The sequence below is a fragment of the Mycobacterium ostraviense genome (genome assembly GCF_002705925.1).
Lineage (GTDB): Bacteria > Actinomycetota > Actinomycetes > Mycobacteriales > Mycobacteriaceae > Mycobacterium > Mycobacterium ostraviense.
The window spans coordinates 3,271,750-3,293,285 of record NZ_NKRE01000001.1; the positions used below are offsets into that span (position 1 = coordinate 3,271,750).

21 protein-coding genes, 1 tRNA gene and 1 other RNA gene are annotated in these 21,536 nt (G+C 66.9%); 15 read left to right on the forward strand and 8 right to left on the reverse strand.

Going from position 1 to position 21,536, the window contains the following annotated elements; translation table 11 throughout:
* A complete protein-coding gene (gene lucA / locus CDN38_RS15040; RefSeq protein WP_075509812.1) occupies positions 1-819 on the reverse strand; it encodes a lipid uptake coordinator LucA in 819 nt (272 codons plus the stop codon).
* Positions 820-909: 90 nt separating this feature from the next.
* Positions 910-998: transfer RNA gene (locus CDN38_RS15045), tRNA-Ser, on the reverse strand.
* 78 nt (positions 999-1,076) lie between these two features.
* On the opposite strand from CDN38_RS15045, the gene ffs reads away from it, so the two are divergent.
* The 3 genes from ffs (at position 1,077) to CDN38_RS15060 (ending at position 4,421) form a co-directional block, all read left to right on the forward strand.
* Positions 1,077-1,173, forward strand: an RNA gene (ffs, locus tag CDN38_RS15050) — signal recognition particle sRNA small type.
* A gap of 43 nt (positions 1,174-1,216) precedes the next feature.
* On the forward strand, positions 1,217-2,494 hold the full coding sequence (locus tag CDN38_RS15055; protein WP_099319027.1) for an aspartate aminotransferase type Ic: 1,278 nt from the start codon (positions 1,217-1,219) through the stop codon (positions 2,492-2,494).
* A gap of 145 nt (positions 2,495-2,639) precedes the next feature.
* Positions 2,640-4,421 (forward strand): DNA polymerase III subunits gamma/tau, encoded by a 1,782-nt coding sequence (locus CDN38_RS15060; protein WP_075509814.1) that lies wholly within the window; start codon positions 2,640-2,642, stop codon positions 4,419-4,421.
* 9 nt (positions 4,422-4,430) lie between these two features.
* Here the strand turns inward: CDN38_RS15060 and CDN38_RS15065 are convergent, their stop codons facing one another.
* Positions 4,431-5,744: a class I SAM-dependent methyltransferase gene (locus CDN38_RS15065; protein ID WP_201258257.1), complete on the reverse strand. Its 1,314-nt coding sequence runs from the start codon at positions 5,742-5,744 to the stop codon at positions 4,431-4,433.
* Positions 5,741-7,129: an FAD-binding oxidoreductase gene (locus CDN38_RS15070; RefSeq protein ID WP_180276333.1), complete on the reverse strand. Its 1,389-nt coding sequence runs from the start codon at positions 7,127-7,129 to the stop codon at positions 5,741-5,743. The genes CDN38_RS15065 and CDN38_RS15070 overlap by 4 nt, the downstream gene beginning before the upstream one ends.
* A gap of 71 nt (positions 7,130-7,200) precedes the next feature.
* Here CDN38_RS15070 and CDN38_RS15075 point away from each other — a divergent pair, with 71 nt between their 5' ends.
* Positions 7,201-7,638, forward strand: coding sequence for an SRPBCC family protein (locus tag CDN38_RS15075; protein ID WP_075509816.1), 438 nt, complete (start codon positions 7,201-7,203; stop codon positions 7,636-7,638).
* Here the strand turns inward: CDN38_RS15075 and CDN38_RS15080 are convergent.
* Positions 7,635-8,408 (reverse strand): Rv3717 family N-acetylmuramoyl-L-alanine amidase, encoded by a 774-nt coding sequence (locus CDN38_RS15080; RefSeq protein ID WP_075509817.1) that lies wholly within the window; start codon positions 8,406-8,408, stop codon positions 7,635-7,637. The two genes, CDN38_RS15075 and CDN38_RS15080, sit on opposite strands and share 4 nt — an antisense overlap.
* Positions 8,409-8,506: 98 nt before the next feature.
* On the opposite strand from CDN38_RS15080, the gene CDN38_RS15085 reads away from it, so the two are divergent.
* The 3 genes from CDN38_RS15085 to CDN38_RS15095 all read left to right on the forward strand — a co-directional run bounded on the left by CDN38_RS15085 (position 8,507) and on the right by CDN38_RS15095 (position 10,490).
* Positions 8,507-8,911: a YbaB/EbfC family nucleoid-associated protein gene (locus CDN38_RS15085; protein WP_075509818.1), complete on the forward strand. Its 405-nt coding sequence runs from the start codon at positions 8,507-8,509 to the stop codon at positions 8,909-8,911.
* An 11-nt stretch (positions 8,912-8,922) separates the two neighbouring features.
* The gene (gene recR / locus CDN38_RS15090; RefSeq protein WP_075509819.1) at positions 8,923-9,534 is read left to right on the forward strand and encodes a recombination mediator RecR; all 612 of its coding nucleotides are present in this window, start codon (positions 8,923-8,925) and stop codon (positions 9,532-9,534) included.
* Positions 9,535-9,644: 110 nt separating this feature from the next.
* Complete coding sequence (locus CDN38_RS15095) at positions 9,645-10,490, forward strand: putative endonuclease domain-containing protein (protein WP_075509820.1); 846 nt, start codon at positions 9,645-9,647, stop codon at positions 10,488-10,490.
* Positions 10,491-10,494: 4 nt separating this feature from the next.
* Here CDN38_RS15095 and CDN38_RS15100 read toward each other — a convergent pair whose 3' ends face one another.
* Positions 10,495-11,199, reverse strand: a complete 705-nt coding sequence (locus CDN38_RS15100; RefSeq protein WP_075509821.1) for a type 1 glutamine amidotransferase — start codon at positions 11,197-11,199, stop codon at positions 10,495-10,497.
* Positions 11,192-12,421 carry a Mur ligase family protein gene (locus CDN38_RS15105; protein WP_075509840.1) on the reverse strand — a complete coding sequence of 410 codons (1,230 nt, stop codon included), beginning with the start codon at positions 12,419-12,421 and terminating at the stop codon, positions 11,192-11,194. The genes CDN38_RS15100 and CDN38_RS15105 overlap by 8 nt, the downstream gene beginning before the upstream one ends.
* Positions 12,422-12,554: 133 nt before the next feature.
* On the opposite strand from CDN38_RS15105, the gene CDN38_RS15110 reads away from it, so the two are divergent.
* The 3 genes from CDN38_RS15110 (at position 12,555) to CDN38_RS15120 (ending at position 14,587) form a co-directional block, all read left to right on the forward strand.
* Positions 12,555-13,544 (forward strand): DEDDh family exonuclease, encoded by a 990-nt coding sequence (locus CDN38_RS15110; protein WP_075509822.1) that lies wholly within the window; start codon positions 12,555-12,557, stop codon positions 13,542-13,544.
* A gap of 258 nt (positions 13,545-13,802) precedes the next feature.
* Positions 13,803-14,021, forward strand: coding sequence for a hypothetical protein (locus CDN38_RS30865; protein WP_233026890.1), 219 nt, complete (start codon positions 13,803-13,805; stop codon positions 14,019-14,021).
* Positions 14,021-14,587, forward strand: coding sequence for a TetR/AcrR family transcriptional regulator (locus CDN38_RS15120; RefSeq protein ID WP_075509823.1), 567 nt, complete (start codon positions 14,021-14,023; stop codon positions 14,585-14,587). Before CDN38_RS30865 ends, CDN38_RS15120 begins: the two co-directional genes overlap by 1 nt.
* 28 nt (positions 14,588-14,615) lie before the next feature.
* On the opposite strand, the gene leuA is transcribed toward CDN38_RS15120, so the two are convergent.
* Complete coding sequence (gene leuA / locus CDN38_RS15125; RefSeq protein WP_075509824.1) at positions 14,616-16,457, reverse strand: 2-isopropylmalate synthase; 1,842 nt, start codon at positions 16,455-16,457, stop codon at positions 14,616-14,618.
* 341 nt (positions 16,458-16,798) lie between these two features.
* Between leuA and CDN38_RS15130 the strand changes: the two genes are divergently transcribed.
* From CDN38_RS15130 to CDN38_RS15150, 5 genes are all read left to right on the forward strand, one after another.
* The gene (locus tag CDN38_RS15130) at positions 16,799-18,064 is read left to right on the forward strand and encodes an aspartate kinase (protein WP_075509825.1); all 1,266 of its coding nucleotides are present in this window, start codon (positions 16,799-16,801) and stop codon (positions 18,062-18,064) included.
* Positions 18,065-19,123, forward strand: coding sequence for an aspartate-semialdehyde dehydrogenase (locus CDN38_RS15135; protein WP_075509826.1), 1,059 nt, complete (start codon positions 18,065-18,067; stop codon positions 19,121-19,123).
* 1 nt (position 19,124) lies between these two features.
* Positions 19,125-20,270: a DUF4185 domain-containing protein gene (locus CDN38_RS15140; RefSeq protein ID WP_082277019.1), complete on the forward strand. Its 1,146-nt coding sequence runs from the start codon at positions 19,125-19,127 to the stop codon at positions 20,268-20,270.
* Between the two features lie 136 nt (positions 20,271-20,406).
* Entirely contained in the window at positions 20,407-20,775 is a 369-nt protein-coding gene (locus CDN38_RS15145; RefSeq protein WP_233026891.1) for a hypothetical protein, read from the forward strand.
* 268 nt (positions 20,776-21,043) lie between these two features.
* The gene (locus tag CDN38_RS15150) at positions 21,044-21,385 is read left to right on the forward strand and encodes a hypothetical protein (RefSeq protein ID WP_099319028.1); all 342 of its coding nucleotides are present in this window, start codon (positions 21,044-21,046) and stop codon (positions 21,383-21,385) included.
* The last annotated feature ends 151 nt before the right edge of the window (positions 21,386-21,536 follow it).

Here is a 21,536-nt window from a genome sequence, read left to right on the forward strand (position 1 = left end):
CTATTCCTCGACCGTGAGCCCGCCGCGGGTGCGGGTGCGCCGGCGGCGGTGGGACGTCTTGCCGGTCGGGCGGCGGTTGCGTATCGCGCTCCGCGGCTCCTCGGCTTCGGTTTCTTTGGTTTCTTTGGTTTCTTTGGTTTCTTCGGTCGCGGGTGTTTCCTCGGCCGTTACTTCCGGCTCAACCTCAGCCTCGCCCGTCGGTTCCGGGGTTTCCGGCTCGGCCGGCTCCTCTTCGGTTGCTGGGGTTTCGGCTTCGGTCGTTTCAGCGGCCTCGGCCTCGGCTTCTTCTTTTTCTTCGGCCTCTTCGGTCTCAGCCTCGTCGGTGTCGCCGGGCTTCTCGCGGCGAATGCGCCGCTGCTTGGTTGCCTTCGGCTTGAGCGGTTTCGGTGGCGGCGGCGGCAATTCCGCGACAAACGACAGGTAGAACGCGAAGAACCCGAGCACCCCGATGGCGGCGGCGGCCCCGTAGATTCCGAACAACCACTGTCCCGCGGAGTCCAGACTGAGCCAGATCTCGCCGATCGCGGTGCCGATGATCAACACGCCCGCCAGCACATGGGCCACGATCGATGAGGTTCTTATCGACAGCGCGAGCTGCGGGGTGCCGAGTTCCGGCTTGCGAGTGCGCAACAGGGTGAACACCACCGGCAGTGCGGCCAGGCCGATCAGCGCGCCGGCCACGATCCGTAGCGTCGTTCCCAACGCGTGCGAGGTCTCGCCCATCAGCTCGTACCAGCGGGGCAACACGAAATAGAAGTAGAGGAGGCCGGCGGCGATCGAAAATGACGCGTGCCAAAGGACGGCCCACTTGCGGCGCATATGCCTCCTCATACTGGTTGGCCCTGGTCAGCTTAACGTTGCCGCACAAGCTGGCCGGCCCACACCGGGTGTGTCCGCGTTGCGGACTGATGGCGGAGGATGCGGGATTTGAACCCGCGAGGGCTGTTAACCCAACCCGCGTTCCAGGCGAGCGCCATAGGCCACTAGGCGAATCCTCCGCCGATATGGTAGCCGCTGGACGCGGCTATGTGTCCTGCGGCCGCCGTCGAGCGCGTCAGCCGAGGTACTAGACTCGCCGTTGGACCCCGCGCGGCGTCTATCCTGTGAACTCCCCCAGGGCCGGAAGGCAGCAAGGGTCAACGGGCTCTGTCGGGTGCGCGGGGTCCCCTCTGGTGAGGGGTGACGCAACCGAGTTCGACGGCGAAAGGGCCGCATTGTGTCGTTCGATTCCCTCAGCCGTGACGAGCTGGCAGCGCTGTATGACCGCCATCAGCAGGACTACGCGGAGTTGCAGGCCAAGAAGCTGGCGCTGGATCTGACCCGCGGCAAACCGTCCGCTGAGCAGCTCGACCTGTCCAACCAGCTGTTGAGCCTGCCCGGAGACGACTATCGCGACCCCGAGGGCGTCGACACGCGCAACTACGGCGGCCTGCACGGCCTGCCGGCGCTGCGTGCCATCTTCGCTGAGCTGCTCGGAATCCCTGTCCAGAACCTGATCGCGGGGAACAACTCCAGCCTGGAGTTGATGCATGACGTGGTCGCCTTCTCGATGCTCTACGGCGGCGTCGATTCGCCGCGGCCGTGGAAGGACGAACCGAGCGTCAAGTTCCTGTGTCCCGTTCCGGGCTATGACCGGCACTTCGCCATCACCGAGACGATGGGCATCGAGATGATCCCCGTCGCGATGCTCGACGACGGCCCTGACGTCGACCTGATCGAAGAACTGGTCGCCGCCGACCCCGCGATCAAGGGCATGTGGACGGTGCCGGTGTTCGGCAACCCCACCGGTGTCACCTATTCCTGGGAATCCGTTCGCCGGCTGGCCCTGATGCGGACGGCCGCGCCTGACTTCCGCTTGTTCTGGGACAACGCCTACGCGGTGCACACCCTGACCCATGACTTCATCCGTCAGGTCGACGTGCTGGGGCTGGCCGCCAAAGCCGGCAACCCGCACCGGCCGTACGTCTTTGCGTCCACGTCGAAGATCACCTTCGCCGGCGCGGGTGTCAGCTTCTTCGGTGGGTCGCTGGGCAACATCGCTTGGTATCTGCAGTACGCCGGTAAGAAGTCGATCGGCCCGGACAAGGTCAACCAGCTTCGGCATCTGCGGTTCTTCGGCGATGCCGACGGTGTGCGCCTGCACATGCTGCGCCACCAGCAGATCCTGGCGCCCAAGTTCGAGTTGGCGCTGGACATCCTGGATCAGCGGCTGCGGGATTCCACGATCGCCTCCTGGACGGAGCCCAAGGGCGGCTACTTCATCAGCCTCGACGTGCTGCCGGGGACGGCGCGCCGCACCGTGGCGCTGGCCAAGGACGCCGGAATTGCGGTCACCGAGGCGGGTGCGTCGTTCCCGTATCGAAAGGATCCCGACGACAAGAACATCCGGATCGCGCCCACGTTCCCGTCGCTTCCCGACCTGCGCGACGCCGTCGACGGGCTGGCGACGTGTGCGCTGTTGGCGGCTACCGAGTCGCTGCTGGCCCGCAGCTAGATCGACTGTGCGCTCAAGGCTTTCGCTGTGCGTCCAGGGCGGCAGAAATTGCGAAGATCCCGCTCGGTGTTCACCCTCGACGCCGTGAGTGCACACACGATGCCCAGCCGGGCGCTCGTCACCCAAGCTGAGTAGCCTGCTGACCGTGGCTCTCTACCGCAAGTATCGACCGGCAACCTTCGCCGAGGTGGTGGGGCAGGAGCACGTCACCGAGCCGCTGTCGGTCGCCCTGGAAGCCGGCCGGATCAACCACGCGTACCTGTTCTCGGGGCCGCGCGGCTGCGGGAAGACGTCGTCGGCGCGCATCCTGGCGCGCTCCTTGAACTGTGCGCAGGGCCCGACGGCCACGCCGTGCGGCGTCTGTGAGTCCTGCGTGGCGCTGGCGCCCAACGCGCCCGGCAGCATCGACGTGGTCGAACTCGACGCGGCCAGTCACGGCGGCGTGGACGACACCCGCGAGCTGCGGGATCGCGCGTTCTACGCACCGGCTCAGTCGCGGTACCGGGTGTTCATCGTCGACGAGGCGCACATGGTGACCACCGCCGGTTTCAACGCGCTGCTCAAGATCGTCGAAGAACCGCCCGAGCACCTGATCTTCATCTTCGCCACCACCGAACCGGAAAAGGTGCTGCCCACCATTCGGTCGCGCACCCACCACTACCCGTTCCGGTTGCTGCCACCGCGCACCATGCGAGGGCTGATCGGGCGAATCTGTGAGCAGGAGGGCGTCGTCGTCGACGACGCGGTGTACCCGCTGGTGATCCGAGCCGGCGGCGGGTCCCCGCGTGACACGTTGTCGGTGCTGGACCAGTTGGTGGCAGGCTCCGACCACGGCCACGACGGCATCCGGGTGACCTATCAGCGGGCATTGGGGCTGCTGGGGGCCACCGATGTGGCCCTGATCGACGATGCCGTCGACGCGCTGGCCGCAGGCGACGCGGCGGCGTTGTTCGGGGCGGTCGAATCGGTGATCGACGCCGGGCACGACCCTCGCCGTTTCGCCACCGATCTGCTGGAGCGATTCCGGGATCTGCTTGTCCTGCAAGCGGTTCCGGACGCGGTGTCTCGTGGTGTGGTGGATGCGCCGGAGGATGTGCTGGACCGGATGCGGGATCAGGCGGCGCGCATCGGGCCGGCGACCCTGACCCGGTACGCCGAGGTGGTTCAGGCCGGTCTGGGCGAGATGCGCGGCGCGACTGCGCCGCGCCTGCTCCTGGAAGTGATTTGCGCGCGGCTGCTCCTGCCGTCGGCCAGTGACGCCGAATCCGCGTTGCTGCAACGTGTCGAGCGGATCGAGACCCGGTTGGCCATGTCGATCCCGGCCGCTCCGGAGACACCGGACACCGCGGCCACGCGCCGTCCGGCACCGCCCGCGCGCCCGGCGGACACTGCGGCCCCGCGTCGTCCGGCGTCGCCCGAGCCGGCTCCCGAATCGGCTCCCGAACCGGCTCCCGAACCGGCTACTGCGCCAAGCGAACTCAACGCAGCCGCCGTTCGTACCATGTGGCCGACGGTGCGCGACAAGGTGCGCCAGCGCAGCCGCACCACCGAGGTGATGCTGGCGGGAGCCACCGTTCGCGCCCTGGAGGGCAACACGCTGGTGCTGACCCACGATTCGGCGCCGCTGGCCCGGCGGTTGTCCGAACAGCGCAATGCCGACGTCATCGCCGAGGCCCTCAAAGACGCGTTGGGCGTCGCCTGGCGGGTACGGTGCGAGGTGAGCGGACCCGAGCCCGTCACAGCCTCGGTGCCCGCAAAAGCGGAAGAGGTTGTGCCAGAAACCGATTCCGCTCAGCCCAGGGAAGACGAAGAGGAAAGCATGCTCGCCGAAGCCGGCCACAACAACCCCTCCGAGCCGCGCCGCGACCCCGAAGAGGCAGCCCTCGAGCTGCTGCGTAACGAACTGGGCGCCCGGCCCATCGACTAAAAAGCAAAACTACGGCGTCCACCATGGCCGCAGCGGCAGGTCATCCTCGCCCCAGGGGTCCACATTGGCGGCCAGCACGTGATGCAACTGAATGTTGTTGTGTTCGAATGCAACTCGCGATGCAGCCATGTACAGGCCCCACACTTTGGCGGTGGGCAGTCCGACCTCGGCGACGGCTTCCTCCCAGTGGTCGACGAGGTTGCGGCACCAGTCGCGCAGCGTCATCGCGTAGTGATGCCGGAAGTTCTCCTCGTGCAGCACCTCGAAACCGGCGTCCTGGACGTCGGTGATGATGCGCCCCGAACCCGCCAGCTCCCCGTCCGGGAAGACGTAGCGGTCGGTGAACCCGCCCGCGAATGGGGCCGACTTGTTGTCGTGGCGGGTGATGCAGTGGTTGAGCACCAGGCCGCCGGTGCGCAACTTCGACTTGAGGAAGCCGAAGTAGGCGGGATAATTCCGGACGCCGATGTGCTCGGTCAGGCCGATCGATGAGACCGCGTCGAATCCGGTCTCGGTCACGTCGCGGTAGTCGCAGTGCCGCACTTCGGCAAGGTCACTCAAACCGTCGTCTGAAATCGCCTGTTGCGCCCACTTGGCCTGCTCGGCCGATAGCGTGGCACCCAGCACATGGACGCCTCGTCGTGCTGCGTAACGCACCATGCCGCCCCAGCCGCAGCCGACGTCGAGCAGTCGGTCGCCCGGTTGTAGCCGCAGCTTCTCGAAGATCAGCCGGTATTTGTTCTCCTGAGCCTCTTCCAGCGTCGCGTCCGCGTTCGGGTAGACCGCGCAGGTGTAGGTCATCGACGGGCCGAGCACCCATTCGTAGAAGGTGTTGGAGACGTCGTAGTGGTGATGGATGGCTTCGGCGTCACGGGACTTGCTGTGCAGCAGGCCCTCGGCCAGCCGGCGCCACCGGGGCGGTGCCTCCTGCGGCGGCGGCGCGACCGGCAGCAGGTTCTCCACGCCGATCGAGCGCACGACATTGGCCAGCACCCGCGGCGACGGCCGCTTGAACTTCACCCGGTCGGTCAACGCTTTGAGCAGCTGATACGGGTCGCCGGGATGGACGCCGCGGGTCTGCAGGTCACCCGATACATAGGCGCGGGCCAGACCCAGTTCACCCGGAGCCGTCGCCAAGTAAGTGATGCCGCGCGGTGAGGTGAGTTCCAGACCCAGCGTCGCGTCGGCACGTCCGGCGGTGCTGCCGTCATAGGCGGCGAACTTCAGCGGCTGCTGTCCAGGAGCGGTGAAGATCGCCAGGATTTCGGCCATGGTCAGCTTGCCCCCGGCAGTGGGACGGCTGGCCTCCTTGATCGTTGTCATCGTCGTTGTACCGCCTTTGCGTAGAGGTCGAGTAGACGCGAGTCCGGGTCGTAGATCTTTTTCACGGTGTTGTAAGACTCCCCGCCGTAGAGCTCGTCAAACTCCTCGCGGGTGTAGTAGCTGTCGGAGTAGAGCGACTTGTGGCCGTCGAGCTCACTCACCTTCGCCTCGATCGCCCGGTTGGTCGCGCCCTCGGCGGTGGCTGCCGGCACCGACGACCAGAACCCGATATTGACGTAGGTGCGATCCGGCGGGATCGGGTACAGCGGCCAGGCAGTTGGTGAGTTGGGGTGATCGCGCAGCCGCAATGGGCACACCCAGATTGGCGCGATCGGCACATTGTCGAGGAACCACTGCAGAAACTCGCAGATTCGCTCGATGGGCACCTCGACGTCTTGAACGACCCGTTCGCGCGCCGGGCGTCCGTTGCGTTTCTCGATCCGGTCGGCGATTCCGAAGCGCTGATCGACCGCCACCAGCTTCCAGTAGACGCTGCTGCGCCGGTAGCGGCGCGGCCACCAGCGCCGCAGTCGTGGGTTCTGCGCGCCGAACGCGCGTGAACACCAGAACCAGTCGGTGTCCCAGCGCCAGAAGTAGTCGCGGATGGTCAACCGGTCTTCTTTGACTCCGGTCTCATGCTGGATGGACCGGTAGTAGATGTCTTGTCCGGTGTAGTCGCTGACCGGGCCCGGCGTCGTCGTCCGCATGCCCACGCACAGGTAGCTCTCGTCGGCGCCGAACACGACGCCGTCGAGGTAATCCACCGGGACTCCGTCGAGTCCTTGGGTGTCGACAATGCGTTCCATCGCCGCGATCATCTCGGCCAATGAGTGAAATCGGATGTGCCGCAAAGCCACGAAGGGTTTGACCGGCTCCAGCTCGATCCGCAGCCGGGTCGAATACCCCAGTGTTCCATAGGAATTCGGAAATGCGCGGTACAGGTCGGCGTGCTGGTCGGGGGACGCGGTGAGCAATTCGCCGGCGCCGGTGAGAATATCCATTTCCAGCACCGACTCGTGCGGCAGGCCATTGCGAAACGATGCCGACTCGATGCCCAGGCCGGTGACCGCCCCGCCGAGGGTGATGGTCTTCAGTTGCGGAACTACCAGCGGCGACAGGCCGCAACGCAGCGTCGCGGCGACCAGGTCCTCATACGTGCACATGCCGGCCACGTCGGCGGTGCGGGCGTCGGGATCCACACCGATGACGCCGGTCAGTCCGGAGGTATCCAGGCCGGGAGCATCGCGTTTGGTGCGGGCGCGGAACAGATTTGAGGTGGGCTTGGCCAACCGGACCGTCGCGGTCGCGGGGATGGATCGATAGCTCGCCAGCAACCGATCGACGCCCGATCGGTAGGTGGACAGCGCAGATTCACGGGCGGGCATCACATATATCGTAGTCACCGACCACAGCCCCCGCATCCGCGCGCGGGCTCGATACGGAGGAGTTGCACCTGATGGCACAGGTGAGCGCAGCCAGCACGATCTTGATCAATGCTGAGCCCGCGGCCGCACTCGATGCGGTGGCCGATTATCGCAGTGTCCGCCCGAAAATCCTTTCTCCGCAGTACAGCGAGTACCAGGTGCTCGAGGGTGGCCAAGGGCAGGGCACGGTCGCAAAATGGCGGCTGCAGGCCACCAAATCACGCGTGCGCAACGTGCAGGTCAACGTCGACGTCGCGGGCCACACGGTGATCGAAAAGGACGCGAACTCGTCCATGATCACCAATTGGACGGTGGCCCCCGCGGGACCCGGCTGCAGCGTCACCGTCAAGACCACCTGGAACGGCGCCGGGGGCGTCAAGGGTTTCTTTGAAAAGACGTTTGCGCCTCTGGGCTTGAAGCGGATTCAGGGCGAAGTGCTGGCCAACCTGAAAAAGCAGCTGGAAAGCTAACGCGCCTGGCTTTGGGCGGCCAGGAAACCTGCGATGCCGCGGACCAGCGCGCTGGCGTACTTTTGCCGTCCCTCGGCGGATTCGATCAGCGCCGAGTCCGCCGGGTTCTTCATGTTGCCCAGCTCGACCAAGATCGACGGATACTGCGCCAGGTTCAGGCCCGCCAGGTCGGAACGTCCGTACAGGCCGTCCTGACCGATGTAGTTGGCCGGCGGAATGCCCGAGGCCTGCAGCTGGTCCCGCATCACCTTGGCGAACTGCACCGAGGGTCCGGCCTGGGTCGCGTTCAGTGGCGGGGCCGAGTAGTTGACGTGGAAGCCGCGGCCGGTGGCCGGCCCGCCGTCGGCGTGCAGGCTGACGACCGCGTTGGGATGCAGGGCGTTGGCCATGTTGGCTCGCTCGTCGACGCAAGGTCCCAGCGCGTTGTCGTTGCCGCGCGACATGGCGGTGCGCACGCCCAGCGCGTTGAGCGCGGCCCGCAACCGCAGCGCGGTGTCCCAGGTGAAGGTGTGTTCCGGATAGCCGCTGTTGGTCGACGTTCCGCTGGCTTGGCAGTCCTTGGTGCCGCCCCGACCCGTGGGTACCTGGCGCCCGATCGACGAGTCGTTGGCCCCGTTGTGGCCGGGATCGATGAATACCACCATGCCGGCGATACTCGCGGGGGTGGCAGCGGCTTTCGGGACCAGCGGTAGCGCAGCGGCGACGAGCACGCCGACGACCCCCTGGAGTAGGAAGGCGATCCCGACACGCAGGCTGACTCGTACGTCCACTGCGCAAAGCTAACGTGGCGCGGTCTAGGCTGGATGTTTCGAATCGCCCGACAACCGCAGGCGAAACCAACTCGAGACCAAGATGCGAGGGGACTGTCATGCAACCTGGAGGCGATATGTCGGCGCTGCTGGCCCAGGCGCAGCAGATGCAGCAGAAGCTACTGGAAGCCCAGCACCAATTGGCCAACTCTGAGGTGCACGGCCAAGCCGGTGGGGGCTTGGTCCAGGTTCGCGTCAAAGGCAGCGGCGAGGTGATCGGTGTGACGATCGACCCCAAGGTCGTCGACCCCAACGACATCGAGACCTTGCAGGACCTGATCGTCGGTGCGATGCGCGACGCGTCGCAGCAAGTGACGAAGATGGCGCAGGAACGGCTGGGGGCATTGGCCGGGGCGATGCGTCCGCCGGGTGCGCCCGGTGCACCAGGGCCGGGGATGCCGGGTGCGCCGGGGATGCCGGGTATGCCGGGAGCGCCGGGGATGCCGGGAGCGCCGGGGGTCTGACCCGCACTGACATGTTCGAGGGACCTGTCCAGGATCTGATCGACGAGCTCGGTAAGTTGCCGGGTATCGGGCCGAAGAGTGCGCAGCGCATTGCCTTTCACCTCTTGTCGGTCGAGCCGTCGGATATCGACCGCCTGACCGCAGTGCTGGGCCGGGTGCGCGACGGCGTGCGGTTCTGCGCCGTCTGCGGCAACGTCTCCGATGGCGAGCGTTGCCGCATCTGTGCTGATCCACGACGCGACGGCTCCGTGGTGTGCGTCGTTGAGGAGCCCAAGGACATCCAGGCCGTCGAGCGCACCCGCGAATTCCGCGGCCGCTACCACGTCTTGGGTGGTGCGCTTGATCCACTGTCCGGGATCGGTCCCGAGCAGCTGCGGATCCGCGAGCTGCTGAGCCGCATCGGTGAGCGGGTCGACGACGTCGACATCACCGAGGTGATCATCGCCACCGACCCCAATACCGAGGGCGAGGCCACCGCCACCTACCTGGTGCGGATGCTGCGCGACATCCCCGGGCTGACCGTCACCCGGATCGCGTCGGGCCTGCCGATGGGCGGCGACCTGGAGTTCGCAGACGAGCTGACCCTCGGCCGTGCGTTGACCGGCCGCCGGGTGCTCGCGTGATTTCGCCGTGATGTCGCCGAGCCTGTAATTTTGCAGGCCGCTACTCGCACTTTCTCTGCGGATTTACAGGCTCGGTGAGTTGTCGGTTCCCGCTGCCAACATTTCGAGCCATGAAAACGGTTTTCCTCGGCAGCGAAGCTGTCTCGTCCAGCAAAGTGACCCGGCACGAGCTGCAACGGTGGTACCGGCCGGTGTATCCAGGTGTCTACGCCCCGCAACGGCACAACCTGTCACTGCGCGACCGGACCATCGGGGCATGGCTATGGTCGGGACGCCGAGCGGTCATTGCCGGTATCGCTGCATCCGCACTGCACGGCGCGCAATGGATCGACGATGACGTCGCCATCGAGTTGATCTGGTGCAACACCAGGCCCCCGAGGGGGCTCGTCGCTCGCGACGAAGTCCTGGCCGATGACGAGATCACCCGGGTAGTGGGCCTGCCGGTGACCACGTTGGCGCGGACTGCATATGACCTCGGCAGGCATCTGCCACGCGGGCAGGCGATAGCGCGCCTCGACGCGCTTATGCGAGCGACGCCGTTCTCAACCGACGAGGTTCTCCTGTTGGCCAAGCGCTATCCAGGTGCGCGTGGTGTCCGGCGACTGCGGGCCGTGCTGCCTCTCGTCGACGCGGGAGCGGCGTCGCCCAAAGAGACCTGGCTGCGGCTGTTGCTGATCGACGCCGGGTTTCCCCTACCCAGCACGCAGATACCGGTGCAGCAGGATTGGCGGCTGATCGCAATGCTGGATATGGGCTGGGAGAAATACCGGGTGGCGGCCGAATATGACGGTGACCAACACCGCACCGACCGCCGGCGGTATGCGCACGACCAACGGCGACTGCGCACCCTCGCGCAGCTGGGTTGGCTGATCATCCGGGTGATCGCCGAAGACAGATCCGACGAGGTAATCGCCCGGGTGCGCAACGCACTGCTGGCCAGAGGGTGGCGGCCTTAAGCCCTTAACCGCGCAGTCGCTCGCGGCGCAGCAGGTCCACCTCGGGGAGCTCCAGCGGCGGTAGCGAACCCACCACCTTGCTAAGCAGCAGGTCGGCAAGCTCGGGGTTGCGGGCCAGACACGGCCCGTGCATGTACGTCGCGACTACGCTGCCCTGAACCACGCCGTCGAAGCCATCGCCGGTTCGGTTGCCGGCACCCTTGACGACCGTTCCCAACGGCGACGCCGCGGGGCCCAGGACGGTGCCGCCGCGGTGGTTTTCGAAGCCGGTCAACGGCTGCGTCAATCCGGTCAGCAATGGCGTGCTGACAAGCTCGCCGATGGTGCGCGCCGGTTGCGGCGAGGTGGTGGCATCGAGCAGGCCCACGCCGTCGACCCGTTCTCCCGCGGATGTCTCGTACCACTGGCCGAGCACCTGGACGGCCGCACAGATCGCCAACACGGGCGCACCCCGGGCCGCCGCGCGCTGCAGACCCGGGTATTGCAGCAGGTGCGTGGTGGCCAACCGCTGGGCGTAGTCCTCCGCGCCGCCCAAGGTGTAGAGGTCCAACGATTCCGGGACCGGATCGGCCAGCGTGATCTCGACGATCTCGGCGGGGATGCCTCGCAGCAGCAGCCGTTGGCGCAGCACCACCGCGTTGCCGCCGTCGCCGTAGGTGCCCATCACGTCGGGCAGCACCAGACCGATCCGCACCTTGGAATCAGCCATGACGCGCCAATGCCCGTTGCAGCTGCAGGAACGCGGTGTAGTTGGCGACGACTTCGACCCGCCCCGGCGGGCAGGACGCGATGGCCGCCATGGTGTCGTGCACCAGGGTGTGGTCGACGTCCGCGTAGCCGAGGCGAACCGCCAGGTCGGTGCCTCGCTCCCCGGCGGCAACTACCGGTGTGTTCTCGAAGTGCTCGAAGCGTACGTCCCACAGCCACGACAGGTCCTCGCCGTCGGGTACCTGACCGTTGACCGCGATGACCACCCCGGCTGCGTGCTTATCCACCATCGAGAGCGCTTCCTGCCAGCCGGCCGGGTTCTTGGCCAGCAGGATCCGCGCTTGGTGCGCGCCGATCCGCACGGTCCGGTAGCGCCCGGCGACCTCGTCGACGTTGCAGACGGCTGCGACGGCTTTTCGGGGATCGGCGCCCAGCGCGACGGCGGCGGCGACGGCCTGGGCGGCATTGCCACGATTCACCGCGCCCGGAAGCGCCAACCGCATCGGCAGCGCCAGCCCGTCCGGCCCGTACAGGGTGTGGTCGTCGAACCACCACTGCGGGGTTGGCCGCTTGAAGTCGGCGCCGGTGCTGTACCAGTGACCGTGTTCGCGGACGATGACCTCGCCGCTGCGCGGGCAGCTCACCGAATCGTTGGACCAGGAGCCGCCCGCGGCCACCCACACCACGTTTGGGCTGTCGTAGCCCGCCGACGTCATGAGCACGTCGTCGCAGTTGGCGACGACGACGGCCTGCCGGTGCCGCGCCAGCCCGGCGCGCAGCGTGCGTTCGATCACGGTGATCTCGCCGACACGATCCAGCTGATCCCGCGACAAGTTCAGCAGGACGATGACGACGGGCTCCACGGCGTCGGACACGTGCGGCACGTGCATTTCGTCGACTTCCAGAGCCGCCAGCTTGGCATGACGATCCGCGGCCAGTGCGGCCACCAGCCCGGCGTCCATGTTGGCGCCCTCGGCGTTGGTGGCCACCGCGCCCAACGTGCCCAAAGCCGCGGCCGTCATCCGGGTGGTCGTCGACTTGCCGTTGGTCCCGGTGACGACCACGGTGCGACGGCCCACGGCGAGTTGGCGCAGCACCGAGCGGTCCAGGGCCATCGCGACCAGACCGCCGATCATCGCGCCGGCTCCGCGCCCGGTGACCCGCGATGCCCAGCGCGCGCTCGCTCCGGCGGCGAGGGCAAGGCGGGCCCGGGTGGTGATCACCCGGGTGAGTTTAGGGGCGATCGCAAGCTCGGTGCTTGTCGCCGGGCGCTGCGGGTCGCCCTCATCAGACTTCGTGCCCGACACGATGCGCAGCGACGCCGCTGATGTCGGTCGCGCATGCCATTCTCAACCTGTGAGCCATACCTGGGGACGGCCGGCCAGTCACCCGCACGAGGGTTGGGCCGTCATCGACGTCGAGACCTCGGGCTTTCGCCCGGGTCAGGCCCGGATCATCAGCATCGCCGCGCTAGGCATCGACGCCGACGGGCGGGTGGAGCAGTCCGTGGTCAGCCTGCTCAATCCGGGAGTGGAGCCCGGTCCCACCCATGTCCACGGTCTGACCGCGGCGATGCTCGAAGACCAGCCGCAATTCGCCGACATCGTGGGTGACGTGGTCGAGGTGCTACGCGGGCGCACCCTGGTGGCACACAATGTCGCGTTCGACTACGCGTTCCTGGCCGCCGAAGCCGAACTCGCCGACGCCGAACTTCCCGTCGACACCGTCATGTGCACCGTCGAGCTGGCCCGGCGGCTCGAGCTCGGCATGGACAATCTTCGGCTGGAGACGCTCGCCGCACACTGGGGTATCACCCAGGAGCGCCCGCACGACGCGTTCGACGACGCGCTGGTGTTGACCGGGGTGCTGACGCCCGCTCTCGAGCGGGCTCGGGAACTGGATGTCTGGCTGCCGATACGTCCGGTGACCCGACGTCATTGGCCCAACGGGCGGGTGACTCACGACGAGCTGCGCCCGCTGAAGGTGATGGCGTCCCGGATGCTCTGCCCGTATCTCAACCCGGGCCGCTATGTCACCGGCCGGCCCCTGGTTCAGGGCATGCGGGTGGCGTTGGCCGCCGAGGTAGGGCGCACCCACGAGGAGCTGGTCGAGCGGATCTTGTATGCCGGACTGGCCTACAGCGACGACGTGGACCGGGAGACCTCACTGGTGGTCTGCAACGAGACCGCTCCCGACCAGGGCAAGGGATATCACGCCCTGCAGCTTGGGGTACCAGTGGTATCCGACGCGCAGTTCATGAACCGCGTGGAATCGGTCGTCGGCGGCACCAGCATGGAGGAATTCACCGACCCCGGCCTGGTCGACCAGCAGCTGGCCCTCTTCTGAATCTTGCTTACACTACAGGCGTAGTGGTAGCGTCATGCCCATGTCTACCACTACGGATGTAGTACATCAAAGCGTGTACCGCCGACACGACTATTTCTTTCGGGAAGCCGCGATCCTGACCATGTCGCTCGGCGCCGTCTTGCACCTGTACCGGGTGGTCTTCGGAGACGAACTCACCCTGCGATACGTGGTGACCGTAACGACGGACCGAATCCTGCTGGTGCCGATGACGTACGCGGCCATCACCGGCATCCTGGTGTGGCATCGGGTCCGGTTCACCGGCAAACGGCATCGGCTGTTTTCACCGCACAGTTGGTCTACATCGGCGGCAGCGTGCCGCTGCACCTCTACATGTCCTATGTGGTCAGGGACGTGTCGATAGTGACGTGGTTTCCGATGTGGTTCAGCTATTTGCTGCTGATCGCGGTCTATCCGGCTTTCCTGACCATGTTCTGGCGGCTGCGCTACACCCACTGATGCCGCCGAACCCGCAACGCCGCACCCAGATCCTCGACGTCGCCATCGGCATACTGGCCGAGGTGGGGGTCGGAGGGCTGACGCATCGCCAGGTTGACGAGCGGGCGGGCCTGCCCGCGGGCACCACCTCGAACTACTTCCGGACCCGCCAGGCATTGCTCGAAGCGACCGCGGCCCGCACCGTCGACCTGCACTGGCAACGCGTGGCGGCGGTGCAAACCGCGGTCGGTTCGCTGACCCGTGACGGCGTCGAAGCGCTCCTGACGCGTCTCCTTGCCGACCCCGATGAGCAGGCGCGACGCTACACGCTGGCTCGGTTCGAGCTGTTCATGGAGGGGACGCGCCGGCCCGAGCTACAGCCGTTTCTGATCGCGCTGCAGGCCGCCGCGGTGAAAACCGCCACGCTGATCCTCGAGGCGGCGGGCTTCACCCCGACGCCTGAGCAGATGGACGAGTTGAGTCGGCTGCTCAACGGGTACCTGTTCAGCAACCTCACGATGCCAGGCACGGGACAGAATCCGGCCGGCGTGGTCGACCGGCTGTTACGTGTGTTTTCCGAGAAGTAGCCGGGCGGCACGAATAGCCGCGGTCAGTTCATCGGTTGCTGGCCCGGTTGACCGCCGACACCACCGCCCGCAGCGACGCGGTGGTGATCGACGGGGCGATGCCGACGCCCCACACGGTCTGGCGCTCGGCGTCTGCGGCACCCTCCGTCCTGGCGACCGAGGCCTCGACATATGCCGCGGCCTGCGCATCGCCGCCCGCGCTCATCGCGTGCTCGGAGTAGTCCAGGATGGCCACGTCGAGGCCGACGGGACGCAGCGCGTCGACAAACGCCGCCAGTGGGCCGTTACCGGTGCCGCTGATCTCGGTCTCCACGCCGTCGATCTTGACGGTCGCGACGATGTTGGTGGTGCCGCCGTCATCGTCGGCGGCGTCGACATGTTGCTTGATGCGCTCCAGCGGCCGCACCGGGGCCAGATATTCCTCGGCGAATACGTCCCACATCTCCTTCGGTGAGACCTCGCCGCCCTCGCCGCCTTTGCCCTCTGCGATCTTTTGAATCACCTGGGAGAACTCGATCTGCAGCCGTCGCGGCAGGGCCAGGCCATGATCGGCCTTCATGATGTAGGCGACCCCGCCCTTACCAGACTGCGAGTTGACCCGGATCACCGCTTCGTACGTCCGGCCGACATCGCGCGGGTCGATCGGCAGATACGGCACCTGCCACAGCATGTCGTCCATATCGACATCGGCGGCATCGGCGTCGAACTTCATCGCGTCCAGGCCCTTGTTGATGGCGTCCTGATGGCTACCGGAGAACGCCGTGTACACCAGGTCCCCGCCGTAAGGATGACGCTCATGCACCGGCAGCTGGTTGCAGTACTCGACGGTGCGCCGGATCTCGTCGATGTTCGAGAAGTCGATCTGCGAGTCCACCCCGCGGGAGAACAGGTTGAGCCCCAGCGTCACCAGGCATACGTTGCCGGTGCGCTCGCCGTTGCCGAACAGGCAGCCCTCGATCCGGTCGGCGCCGGCCTGATAGCCCAATTCGGCTGCGGCGACGGCGGTCCCACGGTCGTTGTGCGGATGCAAGCTCAGGATGACGGAGTCGCGACGCGCCAGGTTGCGGCTCATCCACTCGATCGAGTCGGCGTAGACGTTGGGCGTGGCCATCTCGACGGTGGCGGGCAGATTGAAGATGATCGGGTTGTCCGGCGTCGGCTGGATGATGTCGCTGACGGCGTCGCAGACCTGTTTGGCGTACTCCAGCTCGGTGCCGGTGTAGGACTCCGGCGAATACTCGAACCGCCACTGCGTGCCGGGATATTTGGCGGCCTCCTCGACGCACTTGCGGGCGCCGTCGGTGGCAATGGCCTGCACCGCCGCGCGGTCGGCTTTGAACACCACCCGGCGCTGCAGGATCGACGTCGAGTTGTAGAAGTGCACGATGGCGCGCGGCGCACCCGCACACGCCTCGAAGGTGCGCTCGATCAGCTCCGGACGGCACTGGGTCAGCACCTGGATGGTGACGTCGTCAGGAATCGCACCCTGCTCGATGATCTCGCGGACGAAGTCGAAGTCGGTCTGGCTGGCTGACGGGAACCCGACCTCGATCTCCTTGTAACCCATGCGGACCAGCAGGTCGAACATGCGGCGCTTGCGGGCCGGGCTCATCGGGTCGATCAACGCCTGGTTGCCGTCGCGCAGATCCACCGCGCACCACAAAGGGGCGTGGGTGATGACGCGGTCGGGCCAGGTGCGGTCGGGCAGCCGGATGGGCTCGACTTCTTCGGCGAACGAGCGGTACCGGTGGACCGGCATCGACGAGCCGCGCTGCGGATTCCATCCGGGCTGGCCGGGACGCGGCGGACCGGAAGGTTTGACGACGGTCCGGGCGAAGGTATAGCTGTCGGGTGAATCGGAATTGGTCACGGTAGTTGCTCCGGGTGATGAACGGGGTGGTGAGAAGGAACCTCAGACCGGCGCGTCGCGAACGCCCGCGACGGGAAGCCGGTCTGGATCAGACCCCGTCGCGGCGTCCGAGGAGGAGCACCCGCTGCACGTTGTGCACTCTACCGCTATCGGCCCGATCACCAAAACCACTGATATCGAGTGTGAGCTGACGGCTTTGGGTGTGCGTTGCGGGCGGGCAAAATCGCGAAAGTTCCGCCCTGTGCGCTCACTCGAAGCCGTCAGCTCACACTCGATGTGCGTCCACGTATCCTGTTGTGGACTTAAATCCAGTACCTCGAATCCGAGACAGGAAAAGATCAGTGGCGCTCGTCGTGCAGAAGTACGGCGGATCCTCAGTGGCCGATGCCGAGCGGATCCGTCGGGTCGCCGAGCGGATCGTCGCGACCAGGAAGCAGGGCAACGACGTGGTCGTCGTCGTCTCGGCGATGGGCGACACCACCGACGACCTGCTGGACCTGGCGCAGCAGGTGTGTCCGGTGCCACCGCCGCGCGAGCTCGACATGCTGCTGACCGCCGGCGAGCGCATCTCCAACGCGCTGGTGGCCATGGCGATCGAATCCCTCGGCGCCCAGGCCCGGTCGTTCACCGGTTCGCAAGCCGGCGTGATCACCACCGGTACTCACGGCAACGCCAAGATCATCGACGTCACGCCGGGGCGGGTGCGGGCCGCGCTCGACGAAGGCCGGATCGTGCTGGTCGCCGGATTTCAGGGCGTCAGCCAGGACACCCGCGATGTCACTACCCTGGGCCGCGGCGGCTCGGACACCACGGCGGTCGCCCTGGCGGCCGCGCTGTGCGCCGACGTCTGCGAGATCTACACCGACGTGGACGGCATCTTCACCGCCGACCCGCGGATCGTGCACAACGCGCGCAAGCTGGACACCGTCACGTTCGAGGAGATGCTCGAGATGGCGGCCTGCGGCGCCAAGGTATTGATGCTGCGCTGTGTGGAATACGCCCGTCGGTACAACATTCCGGTGCATGTCCGCTCGTCGTATTCGGACAAGCCGGGCACCGTCGTCGTCGGATCGATCAAGGACGTACCTATGGAAGACCCCATCCTGACCGGAGTCGCGCACGACCGCAGCGAAGCCAAGGTGACCATCGTCGGGCTGCCCGACATCCCCGGCTATGCGGCCAAGGTGTTCCGCGCCATCGCCGACGCCGAGGTGAACATCGACATGGTGCTGCAGAACGTCTCCAAGATCGAGGACGGCAAAACCGACATCACCTTCACCTGCTCGCGCGACGTCGGGCCGACCGCGGTGGCCAAGCTGGACTCGCTCAAAGACGAGATCGGCTTCTCCCAGGTGCTCTACGACGACCACATCGGCAAGCTGTCGCTGATCGGGGCGGGCATGCGCAGCCATCCCGGGGTCACCGCGACCTTCTGTGAGGCACTGGCCGCGGTCGGGGTGAACATCGATCTGATCTCGACGTCGGAGATCCGGATCTCGGTGCTGTGCCGCGACACCGAGCTGGACAAGGCGGTGGTCGCGCTGCACGAGGCGTTCGGGCTCGGCGGTGACGAGGAGGCCACGGTGTACGCGGGGACGGGACGCTAGATGGTTGCGACAGGTTTGTCGATCGGGATAGTGGGCGCCACCGGTCAGGTGGGCCAGGTGATGCGCACACTGCTCGACGACCGCGACTTCCCGGCGGCAGACAGTGGGGGGGCGGTGCGGTTCTTCGCCTCGGCCCGCTCCCAAGGCCGCAAGCTGGCCTTCCGCGGTCAGGAGATCGAAGTCGAAGACGCCGAGACGGCCGATCCGAGCGGCCTGGACATCGCGTTGTTCTCCGCCGGCGCGGCGATGTCACGAGTGCAGGCGCCGCGGTTCGCCGCCGCGGGCGTGACGGTGATCGACAACTCGTCGGCGTGGCGCAAGGATCCCGATGTGCCGTTGGTGGTGTCGGAGGTCAACTTCGAACGAGACGCTGGGCACCGGCCTAAAGGCATTATCGCCAACCCGAATTGCACCACCATGGCGGCGATGCCGGTGCTCAAGGTGCTGCACGACGAGGCGCAGCTGGTCCGCGTGGTGGCCTCCACCTATCAAGCGGTCTCCGGTAGCGGCTTGGCCGGGGTGGCCGAACTGGCCGCCCAGGCGCGCGCGGTCATCGACGACGCCGAAGCGTTGGTGCACGACGGCGGCGCGCTGGACTTCCCGCCGCCGCAGAAGTACGTCGCGCCGATCGCGTTCAACGTGGTGCCGCTGGCCGGGTCATTGGTGGACGACGGCTCCGGCGAGACCGACGAGGACCAGAAGCTGCGGTTCGAGAGCCGCAAGATCCTGGGCATTCCCGACCTGGCGGTCAGTGGCACTTGCGTGCGGGTGCCGGTGTTCACCGGGCACTGCTTGTCCATCAACGCCGAATTCGCCCGGCCGCTTTCGCCCGAGCGGGCTCGGGAACTGCTCGACGGCGCGCCCGGGGTGAAGGTGGTCGACGTGCCGACGCCGCTGGCGGCCGCCGGGGTGGACGAGTCGCTGGTCGGTCGCATTCGGCGCGACCCGGGGGTGCCGGACGGGCGCGGTGTGGCGTTGTTCGTTGCGGGGGACAACCTGCGCAAGGGGGCGGCGCTGAACACCATCCAGATCGCCGAGCTGCTGGCCGCCGAATTGTGATATGCGGGTGAGCTCCGCCTGGGTCGCGCGGTGCTCACTATTGGTCGTATCTTTCATTGTCCCGCAATGGTTTTGGGTTGCCCGCGCCGACCCCGCGGCGCCGGTGCCCGAGCCGATCCTGCCGCCGCTGGCCCCCGGTCAGGTGGTGCGGATCGGTCCGACTGCCGGCACCGGAACTCCTACCGGTGACTACGGCATCGGGGCCACCGACTTGTGCGACTTCATCGAATTTCCCAGCCGGCTGCTGCAGGTTTGCGGCGACAGCTTCGCCGGCCAGGGTGTCGGGTTCGGCGGCTGGTACTCGCCGATCGCCCTGCATGTCGACACCGCGTCGGTCGACGACCCCGCCGGGGTGCGCTACACCGGCGTCACCGGCGTAAGCCAGCCGCTGCTCGCCGACCCGACGCCACCGGGGGATTCGCAGCTCCCTGCCGGGGTGGTGCAGATCAACCGGCAAAACTATCTGCTGGTCGCGACGACCAAGAATCTGGTGCCGCAGACAACTCGGCTGGTGAAGGCCGAACCGGCGCGCGGCGGCTGGCAGACCGTTCCGGGGTCTCGGCGCGATGCGTCCTACCAGCGCTGGGGGCAGACCCAGATCAGCGGCTACTACGACCCGATCCCTACCCCGGAGTCGCCGAGCGGGTGGGTGTACATCGTGGCCAACAGCTTCACCCGTTGGCTACCGGTGGTGCTGTACCGGGCCACGCCGGAAGCGTTCACCGACCGGTCCCGCTGGCAGGGCTGGGCCGCCGGGCCCGGCGGCGGCTGGAACAAGCCGCCGACCCCGCTGTGGCCCGACCAGGTCGGCGAGATGAGCATCCGGCAGATCGAGGGCAAGACGGTGCTGTCGTATTTCAACGCCAGTAACGGCGACATGGAGGTCCGGGTGGCCGACGACCCGACGTCGCTCGGTACCGCTCCGGTGACCACCGTGGTGCGACACGAGGAGGAATGGCCCGAGCCGGCCGAAAGCCTGCCGCCGCCCTACGACAATCGGCTGGCGCAACCGTATGGCGGATACATCTCGCCCGGGTCCACGCTCGATGAGCTGCGGATATTCGTCAGTCAGTGGAACAATGCCGACCCGCGTGCCCGTGCGCCGTACCGGGTGATCCAGTTCGCGGTCAACCCGTTCAAGCCGTAAGACCTAGATGCCGCCGGCGTCGTCGGAGTAGCTATTTGGCTGCACCGCCCAAAGGCCACCCTGCCCCGGGGCCCAGGATGTCTCACAGCTACTACCTAAGTTGCGCATAGCCGCCACCACTGTTTGCCCCGGCATCATGCGTCTCATGAGCGAAACACCTGAAATACCGACAGCGCCGACGTCTACCGCCGTAGCATCACCGCCGCCGCCGGCGGCGCCACCGGCACCCCATCAGACCCCCAAGGTCTTCAAAGCCGCGGCGTGGGTGGCCATCGTCGCCGGAATCGTGTTCATCGTTGCGGTGATCTTCTTCACCGGCTTCCGGCTCGGCATGCAAAGCGGTCACGGCGGCTACGGCCACCACCGCCATCACAAGCCGCACGCGATGATGCACCGGATGGGAGGTCCCAATGGTGGCGTACCGGCGGTGAGCCCGAGCACCGGCCCTGGCGGTCCCGCCCAGGTGCCGTCCTCGGTTACGCCGGCCACCACACCCGGTCGTTAGAAACTTCGACACCAGGCCCGGTGCTCACTCGAGCACCGGGCCTCATGAATTTGTGATCAATCCGAGGTCGTATCGCCTTTAACCTTTGCGGTTGTCGCGGGGCTGAGCAATATTCGAGTGATGAGCGAAACACCGGAGCCCGCACCCCCACCGCCCCCACCGCTGTCTCTTATACACATCTGCGTCCCCACCGCCTGCCGTAGCTACCGCTGCACCGCCGCCCCCGCCGAGGGAAAAGCCGCCGAGGCTCTACCAGGCCGCGGCGTGGGTGGTGATCGTTGCCGGTGTCATCTTCATCGCATGGTCGCTCTTCCTCGCCGGCGCCCTGGTCTTGGGATACGGCAAGTGTTATCACCACCACCGCCACCACCATCACGGCATGTTCATGCCGGCCGGTCCGGGTGGCCCCGGCCCGGGGCCGGGATGGCAGTTCGGATTCCCCGGGCCGCCGCCACCCGGCATGGGCCCCGGCATGGGTCCCGGCATGGGCCCTGGCATGGGTCCCGGGTTCCCGGGCGGTCCGGGCGGACCGGGTGCCGGCCAGATGGGTCCCGGGGCTCCGCAGACGCCCAGCAGTCCCAGCCCCACCACGGCGCCGTCGCGGCCATAACCGGTTCAGCGAAGAGGCGCATACTGGGTCATGTGACCAAGGTGGCGCGCGACAACCGGCCCGGCGTCCCGTCGCGGGATGCCGGGCCGCGCTGTAGCAGATCGAAAGTCCTTCGCGCCCAGCATGATCCGGTCTAGTGGTATCATCAAAC